The 9,413-nt window shown below is 70.7% G+C and carries 10 protein-coding genes; 3 read left to right on the forward strand and 7 right to left on the reverse strand.

Translation table 11 applies throughout. The features are described from left to right. Nucleotides 1-109: 109 nt before the first annotated feature. From rlmB to AB0958_RS33010, 5 genes are all read right to left on the reverse strand, one after another. Nucleotides 110-1,051 (reverse strand): 23S rRNA (guanosine(2251)-2'-O)-methyltransferase RlmB, encoded by a 942-nt coding sequence (gene rlmB, locus AB0958_RS32990; RefSeq protein WP_366894145.1) that lies wholly within the window; start codon nt 1,049-1,051, stop codon nt 110-112. Nucleotides 1,052-1,157: 106 nt separating this feature from the next. Further along, nucleotides 1,158-2,555 (reverse strand): cysteine--tRNA ligase, encoded by a 1,398-nt coding sequence (cysS, locus tag AB0958_RS32995; RefSeq protein WP_366894146.1) that lies wholly within the window; start codon nt 2,553-2,555, stop codon nt 1,158-1,160. A gap of 118 nt (nt 2,556-2,673) precedes the next feature. Continuing rightward, nucleotides 2,674-3,165: a 2-C-methyl-D-erythritol 2,4-cyclodiphosphate synthase gene (gene ispF / locus AB0958_RS33000; RefSeq protein ID WP_366894147.1), complete on the reverse strand. Its 492-nt coding sequence runs from the start codon at nt 3,163-3,165 to the stop codon at nt 2,674-2,676. Then, a complete protein-coding gene (gene ispD / locus AB0958_RS33005; protein ID WP_366894148.1) occupies nt 3,155-3,943 on the reverse strand; it encodes a 2-C-methyl-D-erythritol 4-phosphate cytidylyltransferase in 789 nt (262 codons plus the stop codon). Before ispD ends, ispF begins: the two co-directional genes overlap by 11 nt. Nucleotides 3,944-4,261: 318 nt before the next feature. Continuing rightward, the gene (locus tag AB0958_RS33010; protein ID WP_003953493.1) at nt 4,262-4,744 is read right to left on the reverse strand and encodes a CarD family transcriptional regulator; all 483 of its coding nucleotides are present in this window, start codon (nt 4,742-4,744) and stop codon (nt 4,262-4,264) included. Between the two features lie 604 nt (nt 4,745-5,348). Between AB0958_RS33010 and AB0958_RS33015 the strand changes: the two genes are divergently transcribed. After that, nucleotides 5,349-6,023 carry a DUF461 domain-containing protein gene (locus tag AB0958_RS33015; protein WP_366894149.1) on the forward strand — a complete coding sequence of 225 codons (675 nt, stop codon included), beginning with the start codon at nt 5,349-5,351 and terminating at the stop codon, nt 6,021-6,023. A 74-nt stretch (nt 6,024-6,097) separates the two neighbouring features. Here the strand turns inward: AB0958_RS33015 and AB0958_RS33020 are convergent, their stop codons facing one another. Both AB0958_RS33020 and AB0958_RS33025 read right to left on the reverse strand, forming a co-directional pair. Beyond that, nucleotides 6,098-6,778 (reverse strand): response regulator transcription factor, encoded by a 681-nt coding sequence (locus tag AB0958_RS33020; RefSeq protein ID WP_010358452.1) that lies wholly within the window; start codon nt 6,776-6,778, stop codon nt 6,098-6,100. Beyond that, a complete protein-coding gene (locus AB0958_RS33025; protein ID WP_366894150.1) occupies nt 6,775-8,031 on the reverse strand; it encodes an ATP-binding protein in 1,257 nt (418 codons plus the stop codon). Before AB0958_RS33025 ends, AB0958_RS33020 begins: the two co-directional genes overlap by 4 nt. 223 nt (nt 8,032-8,254) lie before the next feature. Here AB0958_RS33025 and phoU point away from each other — a divergent pair, with 223 nt between their 5' ends. Together phoU and AB0958_RS33035 are read left to right on the forward strand one after the other, a co-directional pair. After that, nucleotides 8,255-8,944, forward strand: a complete 690-nt coding sequence (phoU, locus tag AB0958_RS33030) for a phosphate signaling complex protein PhoU (protein ID WP_366894151.1) — start codon at nt 8,255-8,257, stop codon at nt 8,942-8,944. 183 nt (nt 8,945-9,127) lie between these two features. After that, a complete protein-coding gene (locus tag AB0958_RS33035) occupies nt 9,128-9,283 on the forward strand; it encodes a hypothetical protein (RefSeq protein ID WP_358974491.1) in 156 nt (51 codons plus the stop codon). The last annotated feature ends 130 nt before the right edge of the window (nt 9,284-9,413 follow it).

Here is a 9,413-nt window from a genome sequence, read left to right on the forward strand (position 1 = left end):
CGGATGTGTCCGGACCCCGTCAAGGATGTCCTCGACGCCGGAATTACCCCGCACGGGTGAGGTTCCGTACGTTTGTTCCGTCCCGGCGCCGGGTCGCCTCGTACTGTGGTCAGCTCCGCTGCCGTGCCGCCTCGTACAGCACGATTCCCGCCGCCACACCGGCGTTCAGCGACTCCGCGCCGCCCGGCATCGGGATCCGCACCCGGAAGTCGCAGGTCTCGCCGACCAGCCGCGACAGGCCCTTGCCCTCGCTGCCCACGACGATGACGACCGGGCCGGACAGGGCCTCCAGGTCGCCGACCTCGTGCTCGCCGTCGGCGGCGAGGCCGACGACCACGATCCCGGCCTTCTTGTACGACTCCAGCGCCCGGGTCAGGTTGGTGGCGCGGGCGACGGGCGTACGGGCCGCCGTGCCGGCCGACGTCTTCCAGGCGCCCGCCGTCATACCGGCCGCGCGGCGCTCGGGCACGACCACGCCGTGGCCGCCGAACGCGGAGACGGACCGGACGACCGCGCCGAGGTTGCGCGGGTCGGTGACCCCGTCGAGGGCGACGATCAGCGGGTCCTCGCCCTCGTCGGCGGCCGCGTTCGCGAGGTCCTCGGGGTGCGCGTACTCGTACGGCGGGACCTGGAGGACCAGGCCCTGGTGGTTGAGGCCGTTCGTCATGCGGTCCAGCTCGGGGCGCGGGGCCTCCATGAGGTTGATGCCACCGCGCTCGGCGACGAGCTGGAGGGCCTCGCGGACCCGCTCGTCGTTGTCGATGAACTGCTGGACGTAGAGGGTGGACGCCGGGACGCCCTCGCGCAGCGCCTCGACGACCGGGTTGCGGCCGACGACCATCTCGGACGTGCCCTTGCCGCCCCGGCCGCGCGCGACCGGACGGCGCTGGGCCTGCTTGGCCTTGGCGGTGGCGATGCGGTTCTTCTTGTGGCCCTTGCGCATTTCGGCGGGCGGGGTCGGGCCCTTGCCCTCCAGGCCCCGGCGCCGCTGGCCGCCACTGCCGACCTGCGCGCCCTTCTTGCCGGACATGCGGCGGTTGTTGGCTGCCATGAGTTACCCGTCTCCGTGAGCTTCGTTTCGTACGTGCGTCTTATGCAGTGTGCCGCCCGGGGGGCCGGGCGGCACAGTTGATCTTCAGATCGGGGCGGCTGGGGCCCTAGGACCTGAGGGTCCAGCGCGGGCCCGAGGGGCTGTCCTCGATCGCGAGACCGGACTGGTTCAGCTGGTCGCGGATGGCGTCGGCGGTCGCCCAGTCCTTGCGGCCGCGGGCGGACTCGCGCTGGTCGAGGACGAGTCGTACGAGGGCGTCCACGACCCCGTGCAGGTCCTCGCCCTTCTCCGTCCCGCCGGCCCAGTGCGCGGCCAGCGGGTCGAGGCCGAGCACGCCGAGCATCGCGCGGACCTCGGCGAGGCGGGCGACGGCCGCTTCCTTGTCGTCGGCGGCCAGCGCGCTGTTGCCCTGGCGGACCGTGGTGTGCACGACGGCGAGCGCCTGCGGGACGCCCAGGTCGTCGTCCATCGCCTCGGCGAACGCCGGCGGGACCTCCGCCGAGGGCTCGACCGCTCCCCCGGCCAGCTCCACCACGCGCTGCACGAAGCCCTCGATCCGCGCGAACGCCGACTCGGCCTCGCGCAGCGACTCCTCGCTGTACTCGATCATCGAGCGGTAGTGCGGGGTGCCCAGGTAGTAGCGGAGCACGATCGGGCGCCAGTGCTTCACCATCTCGGAGACGAGCACCGAGTTGCCGAGGGACTTCGACATCTTCTCGCCGCTCATGGTGACCCAGGCGTTGTGCACCCAGTACTGGGCGAAGTCGTCGCCGAACGCCTTGGCCTGGGCGATCTCGTTCTCGTGGTGCGGGAAGATCAGGTCGAGGCCGCCGCCGTGGATGTCGAAGGCCTCGCCGAGGTACTTGTGGGCCATCGCCGAGCACTCCAGGTGCCAGCCGGGACGGCCGCGGCCCCACGGCGTCTCCCAGCTGGGCTCGCCCGGTTTGACGGCCTTCCAGAGCGCGAAGTCCCGCTGGTCCCGCTTGCCGGTCTCGCCCTCGCCGCTGGGCTGGCGCAGGCTGTCCAGCTCCTGGTTGGAGAGCTGGAGGTAGTCCGGGTAGGAGCGGACGTCGAAGTAGACGTTGCCGTCGGCCTCGTAGGCGTGTCCGCGCTCGATCAGACCGCGCATCATCTCGATCATCTCCGGTACGTGCCCGGTCGCGCGGGGCTCGTACGTCGGCGGGAGGCAGCCGAGCGCGGCGTAACCGTCGTTGAACGCGCGCTCGTTCTCGTAGCCGATCGCCCACCAGGGGCGGCCCTGGTCGGCGGACTTGGTGATGATCTTGTCGTCGATGTCGGTGACGTTGCGGATGAACGTCACGTCGTAGCCGCGGTATTCGAACCAGCGGCGCATGATGTCGAAGTTCAGGCCCGAGCGGATGTGGCCGATGTGGGGCGCCGCCTGCACGGTGGCACCACAGAGGTAGATCGAGACACAGCCCGCGACGAGCGGGGCGAAGTCACGGATCTGCCGGGCGTTGGTGTCGTACAGGCGAATAGTCACGGGACCAAGGGTAGTGGGCGGAGGGCGGTGCGCGGCACCGGTATGGGAAGCGCCGCGGTCGTGTGCGGAGCAGTGCGAACCGGGCACGCAGTTCCCCGCGCCCCCCGGGTGAGACCGGTCAGCCGTTTTTGACGACCAACGCCGTAGCCACCGCCATCAGGCCCTCTCCCCGGCCAGGAAATCCGAGCCCGTCCGTCGTGGCACCCGACACCGAGACCGGAGCCCCCGCCGCGGCCGAAAGGATCTTCTCCGCCTCGTCGCGCCGCTTTCCGATCTTCGGGCGCGGCCCTACCACCTGCACGGCGACGTTCCCGATCACGAATCCGGCGGCGCGGACGATCCGGGCCGCCTCCGTCAGCAGGGTCACCCCGGACGCGCCCGACCACTGCGGGCGCCCCGTGCCGAAGTGCTGTCCCAGGTCCCCGAGCCCGGCCGCCGAGAACAGCGCGTTGCACGCGGCGTGCGCGACGACGTCCGCGTCGGAGTGCCCGGCGAGTCCCGGGCCCTCGCCCTCCCACTTCAGCCCGGCGCACCACAGCTCGCGGCCCTCCTCGAAGGCGTGGATGTCGGTGCCGATGCCCACCCGGGGGAGGATCACCTCAGAACCCATCGTTCAGCCTCCTGCGGGCCAGGACCGCTTCCGCGAGCACCAGGTCGAGGGGGCGGGTGACCTTGAAGGCCTCCTCGTGGCCGGGGACGACCACGACCTGCTCGCCGAGCCGCTCGACCATGCTCGCGTCGTCGGTGACGTCGTCGGTGACCGTCTCGTGGGCGCGGACCAGCGTCGCGCGGTCGAAGCCCTGGGGCGTCTGGACCGCGCGCAGGCGGTCGCGGCGCGGGGTGGCGACGACGGGCTCGGGGTCGCCGGGTACGGCCGCCGGCTCGACCTCCTTGACCGTGTCGGCCAGGGGAAGGGCGGGGACCACGGCCCGGGCGCCGTCACGGACCGCCTGGACGACCGAGTCGACCGTGTCGACGGGGACGAGGGGACGCGCCGCGTCGTGGACGAGGACGATGTCGTAGTCGGGGGGCAGCGCGTCGAGGCCGAGCTTCACCGACTCCTGGCGGGACTCGCCGCCGGGGACCACGAGGAAGTCGGTGCGGTCGGGAAGCGCGTGCGCGTCCAGCAGGGACTTGACCTCGGGGGCGCCGTCGGGCGGTGCCACGACCACGACCAGGGAGACGGCGCGGGAGGCGGCCAGCGCGCGCACGGCGTGGACGAGCATGGGGGTGCCGTTCAGCGCGCGGAGCGCCTTCGGGGCGCCCGGACCGAGCCGTACGCCCCGGCCGGCGGCGGGAATCACGGCTGCCGTGCGCAGTGCGGTGCGCGGTTCCGCCGGCCGTTCCGTCAGCGGTTCCGGACGCGGAGGACGCGAATCGTCAGACATCGGTTCCTGTCAGGTTTGTGTGCGGGCCTGGCGTGGGTATGGCCTGGGAAGTGCCGGGCGCGACGCCTTGACCGGACCCTTCCGTGACACTGGTCGAGCCAGCAGCCCGGGCCCGGCACGCCTAGTATCGGGGGTCCCCGCCGGGGTGGGTCTCAGGGCGGGTTTCCGAGTGAGCGTCGCGTACGGTGGGTGCCGTGTCCGCAGGACGGGTGCCGGGCACAGACATGCCGCAGCGCCCGGCGACAGTTGATTGTCATCGGGCACCGCGGCATTTCAGTGTGCGGAGTTCAGCGTTTCAGCGTGCCGAGCCGGACCGCGTCAGGACGCGAGCACCTCGTCGAGCAGGGCCTCGGCCTTGTCCTCGTTCGTGTTCTCCGCGAGGGCGAGCTCGCTCACCAGGATCTGGCGTGCCTTGGCGAGCATGCGCTTCTCACCTGCGGAGAGTCCGCGCTCGCGCTCACGACGCCACAGGTCACGCACGACTTCCGCGACCTTGATGACGTCGCCGGAGGCGAGCTTCTCCAGGTTTGCCTTGTATCGACGGGACCAGTTCGTGGGCTCCTCGGCGTACGGCGCGCGCAGCACCTCGAAGACCCGGTCCAGCCCGTCCTGACCGACCACATCACGCACGCCGACGAACTCCGCATTGTCCGCTGGCACACGTACCGTCAGGTCACCCTGGGCGACCTTCAGCACCAAGTAGGTCTTGTCCACGCCTTTGATCTGGCGAGTTTCGATAGCCTCGATCAGCGCGGCCCCGTGATGGGGATAGACCACGGTGTCGCCAACCTTGAACGTCATGTGACAGGTACCCCTTCCGTGGCTATCCAGGGTAACACGGAAACCGGCGGTTCTGAATGGCGTTTTCGCAGGTCAGGGCATATCTCGGGGCTTGACAACAGCAACAGGAACGTGCTGCGCGGGCCTCCCGGAGGCAGGTATTCGCAGGTCGGAGCGGCTCTCCGGGCAAAGAGAAACGCGTACGTTACACACGTCCGGACAGCTCCTCAAGTGGCTTAACGTCCACAAATGTCCGCTTCCAAGCGTACGACTTCCGCTACTCCGTTCGGTCACCCGCGCCGGATCCGAGGCGTTTCAGAAATTGATCACCCGCGTCCGACCGAACGGTACGTGATCGATTTCCCCGGTGGTCACGCATTCCTTCACGTAGATTTTGCGCCGCGTGTTGCGGACGAGTTATGTGAATGCCTGACGAGCGTCGCGGCAAAGTGGCCGGGGAGCCACGTGCGGCACCCGGGGTACCCCCTCGTGGAGGGAAGGACGGGGGCTTGGGGAGGGTCGGGTGCGGCCGCGCCGGAACGGCTCGGTAACCTAAGGCCGCTGACAGACACTTAGGGTGGCTTTATAAGGGAGTCGCCCGCGCGTTCAAGGAGATGCCGCCGCCGTGAGCAGCAGCCTTCGACGCGGCGCCCTCGCCGCCTCCGCCATCGCCTTCTCCGTCGCCTCGCTCGCCGCGTGCGGTGCCGGCAACGACTCCCAGACCCTGGAGATCAAGCCGGACAACGCCGCGACCAGCGTCGGCGACATCAAGGTCCAGAACGCGACCGTGATCACCCAGCCCGACCTCACGTCGACCGGCCCCGCCGTGGTCTCCGCGACCATCTTCAACACCGGCACCCAGCCCGAGACGCTCCAGTCGATCGTCGTCGCCGGCACCGACAAGACCGCCGAGCTGCACGCCACCAAGTCGCAGCCGCTGACCATCCCGGGCGGCGGCCGGCTGATCCTGGGCGGCAAGGACAACGCCTCCGCGGTGCTGCCCAGCAGCCGTGAGGCGATCAAGGACGGCAACGCCCAGAAGATCACGTTCACCTTCAGCAAGACCGGTGACGTGAGCCTGCGGGCGTTCGTGGTGCCCGCGGAGAGCTACTTCACCGGCTGGGGCCCGAGCTCGGTCCCGTCGCCCTCCGCGTCGGCCTCGGCCTCGACGTCCGCCTCCGGCTCCCCGGCCGCGGGCAGCAAGGCGAGCGAGAGCGCCAAGCCGGGCAAGGGCAAGGCGTCGGGGAGCGCCTCGGCCAACCCGAGCGACTCGGCGTCGGCGTCGGCGAACGCCGGCTGAGCGGTCGTACGAGAACGTCTGAAGGGCGGCCCCCAGCGGGGTGCCGCCCTTCACCGTAGGACCGGATCAGCGGTCTACGGCTCGAACTTGTACCCGAGCCCCCGGACCGTCACCAGGTACCGCGGCGCGCCCGGGTCCGGCTCGATCTTCGCGCGCAGGCGCTTGACGTGGACGTCGAGGGTCTTGGTGTCGCCCACGTAGTCGGCGCCCCACACCCGGTCGATGAGCTGCATGCGGGTCAGGACGCGGCCCGCGTTGCGCAGCAGCATCTCCAGGAGGTCGAACTCCTTGAGGGGGAGGTCGACCTTGGAGCCGGAGACGGTGACCACGTGGCGGTCGACGTCCATCCGGACCGGGCCCGCTTCGAGGGCGGCCGGGGTGACCTCCTCCGGCTCACCGCGGCGGCGCAGGACGGCCCGGATGCGGGCGACCAGCTCGCGGGAGGAGAAGGGCTTGGTGACGTAGTCGTCGGCTCCTATTTCGAGCCCGACGACCTTGTCGATCTCACTGTCCTTGGCCGTCACCATGATGACGGGGACGTTGGAGCGGCCGCGCAGCTGGCGGCAGACCTCGGTACCGGGCAGCCCCGGCAGCATCAGGTCGAGGAGGACGAGGTCGGCGCCGTTGCGCTCGAACTCGTCGAGTCCGTCGGGCCCGGTGGCCGCCACGGCGACCTCGAAGCCCTCCTTGCGGAGCATGTACGACAGGGCGTCGGAGAAGGACTCCTCGTCCTCGACGACGAGCACACGGGTCACGGAAGGACCTCCGGGGCGGGAAGCGGTTCGTACGGGGATGACTCGGTGGTGCCGGCCTCGTCGTCGAGGTCGGGGTCGGGGTGCTGCGACGCGCGGTCGCGTACCGCGCCCGCCTCCGGCAGCCGGAGGGTGAACGTGGAGCCCTGGTTCTCGGCGCTCCACACCGTGACCTCCCCGCCGTGCGAGGCGGCCACGTGCTTGACGATGGCGAGGCCGAGGCCGGTGCCACCGGTGGCCCGGGAACGGGCCGGGTCGACGCGGTAGAAGCGCTCGAAGATGCGCTCCTTGTCCTTGTCGGTGATGCCGATGCCCTGGTCGGTCACGGCGAGCTCGATCATGTCGCCGCCGGGCGCGTTGACCCGGCGGGCGGCTATCCCGACCCGGGTGCGGGCCGGGGAGTAGTTGACGGCGTTCTCGACCAGGTTGCCCAGCGCGGCGGCGAGCTGACCGCGGTTGCCCCAGACGTGCAGGTCGGCGGTGCCGCCGGCGGCCATGGTGATCTGCTTGGTGCCGGCCTGGTGGCGGCACCGGTCGATCGCCTCGGCGACGAGTTCGTCCACGCGGACGGGCTCGGCGTCCTCCAGCGGATCGTCGTTCTGCACTCTCGACAGGTCGATGAGCTCCTGGACCAGGTTGGTCAGGCGCGTGGCCTCGATCTGCATGCGACCGGCGAAGCGCTGCACGGCCTCCGGATCGTCCGAGGCGTCCATGACGGCCTCGGAGAGCAGGGAGAGCGCGCCGACCGGGGTCTTGAGCTCATGGCTCACGTTCGCCACGAAATCACGTCGTACCGCCTCGATGCGGCGGGCCTCGGTGAGGTCCTCGACGAGCAGCAGCACGAGCCGGGAGCCGAGCGGCGCCACCCGGGCGGAGACCGCGAGGGCCTCACCGCGGCCGGTGCCGCGTCGGGGCAGGTCCAGCTCCACCTGTCGTATCTCGCCGTCCCGGCGGGTGTCCCTGGCCATCCCGAGCATCGGCTCGACGGCGAGTTTGCCACCGCGCACGAGTCCGAGGGCGTACGCCGCCGAGCTCGCCTTGACGACGGTGTCGGCCTCGTCCAGGACGACCGCCGAGGAGCGCAGCACGCTCAGCACGGTGTCCACGCCGGGCGGCAGTACGGGGTCGGTGTGCAGAGAAGTCCTGGTCGGTCGCTTCTGGTCGCGTTCGCTCCAGCGGAACGCCAGCATGGCGATGACACCGGTGAGTACCCCGGCGATCGCTGCCGCTGCGGCGACCGCCGCGTTCACGTCCATGCAAACAGGTTAAGCAGGGGGTACGACATCCCCACAGCCATGGACGTGCGACCTCGAACACTCGTCGCCCAGAGTTCACCTTGGAGCCAGTATTGGTTCATTTGGGGTGGCAGAAACGGTCGCGTTGAGACCGGAACGTGGGAGCGTGGGGTTCGCAGCTGGTTTCGGCCACCGGGCCCCGGCCCCCGGAACCCCTGGAACACACGCACGAGAGGGAACCCTGATGCGGGACGCGTACCACGAGGAACTCGACTCGATCGGCGACAGCCTGGTCGACATGGCCAGGCTGGTCGGCTCGGCCATCGGGCGCGCCACGACGGCGATCCTCGACGGCGACCTGAAGCTGGCCGAGAGCGTCATCGAGGCCGACCAGAAGGTGGACGAGCTCCACCACGACCTGGAGGCGCGTGCGATAGCCCTGCTCGCCCGCCAGCAGCCGGTCGCGACCGACCTGCGGATCGTCGTCACCTCGCTGCGGATGTCCGCCGACCTGGAGCGCTCCGGCGACCTCGCCCAGCACGTGGCGAAGCTGGCCCGGCTGCGCTTCCCGGACCGCGCGGTCCCGCGGGACCTGGAAGCCACCATCCTGGAGATGGGCCAGCTCGCGCAGCGCCTGATGGCCAAGGCCGCCGAGGTCATCGTCACCAAGGACGTCGACCTGGCGCTCCAGCTGGAGCAGGACGACGACGAGATGGACCTGCTGCACCGCACGCTCTTCTCGCACCTGCTGGACGACCGCTGGAAGCACGGCATCGAGACGGCCGTCGACGTGACGCTGCTCGGCCGCTACTACGAGCGGTACGCCGACCACGCGGTCGCCGTCGCCAAGCGCGTCGTCTTCCTGGTCACCGGCGAGCACGCGGACGATCTGCAGCCCGACATCCAGCCGGTGACGGGCACCGAGGGGGCATGACGGGCGCCGAGGGGGCGTGACCGCCTCGGTGGGCGGGGCTCGCGCGGTGCGGGGCAGGCGTGCGAGCGCCACTGTGCGCCGTTGATGCGCCCAGCGGAACGGGCATGAAATGGGCAAGGGCACCACGCCCTGCCTCTGGGGAATCCAGGGGCCAGGGAATCTAGGGACCTCTAGGAGGGATCCATGGCCGAATCCCCCAGCACCACGCCCGACCCCACGCAGGAACGCGACACCGACCAACCCGCCGAGATCAAGAACCTGCTGGTCATCGGCGCCTGCGGGTGCGGCTCGGGCTGCGGCTGCGGCTGCCAGTCGGGCGGCCCCTGCCAGTGCGGCTGAGCGGGCGACCCGGACACGGCGGAGGGCCCCGGACTCAAGGTCCGGGGCTTTTCGCATGCCGTACGGGCGTGTCGGGGGGGCGGTGCGGTCGCGCGCGTGCCGTCCGCCCGTGTCGGGGGCGGTGCGGTCG

Source organism: Streptomyces sp. NPDC006655, from assembly GCF_040703965.1.
Classification (GTDB): Bacteria; Actinomycetota; Actinomycetes; order Streptomycetales; family Streptomycetaceae; genus Streptomyces.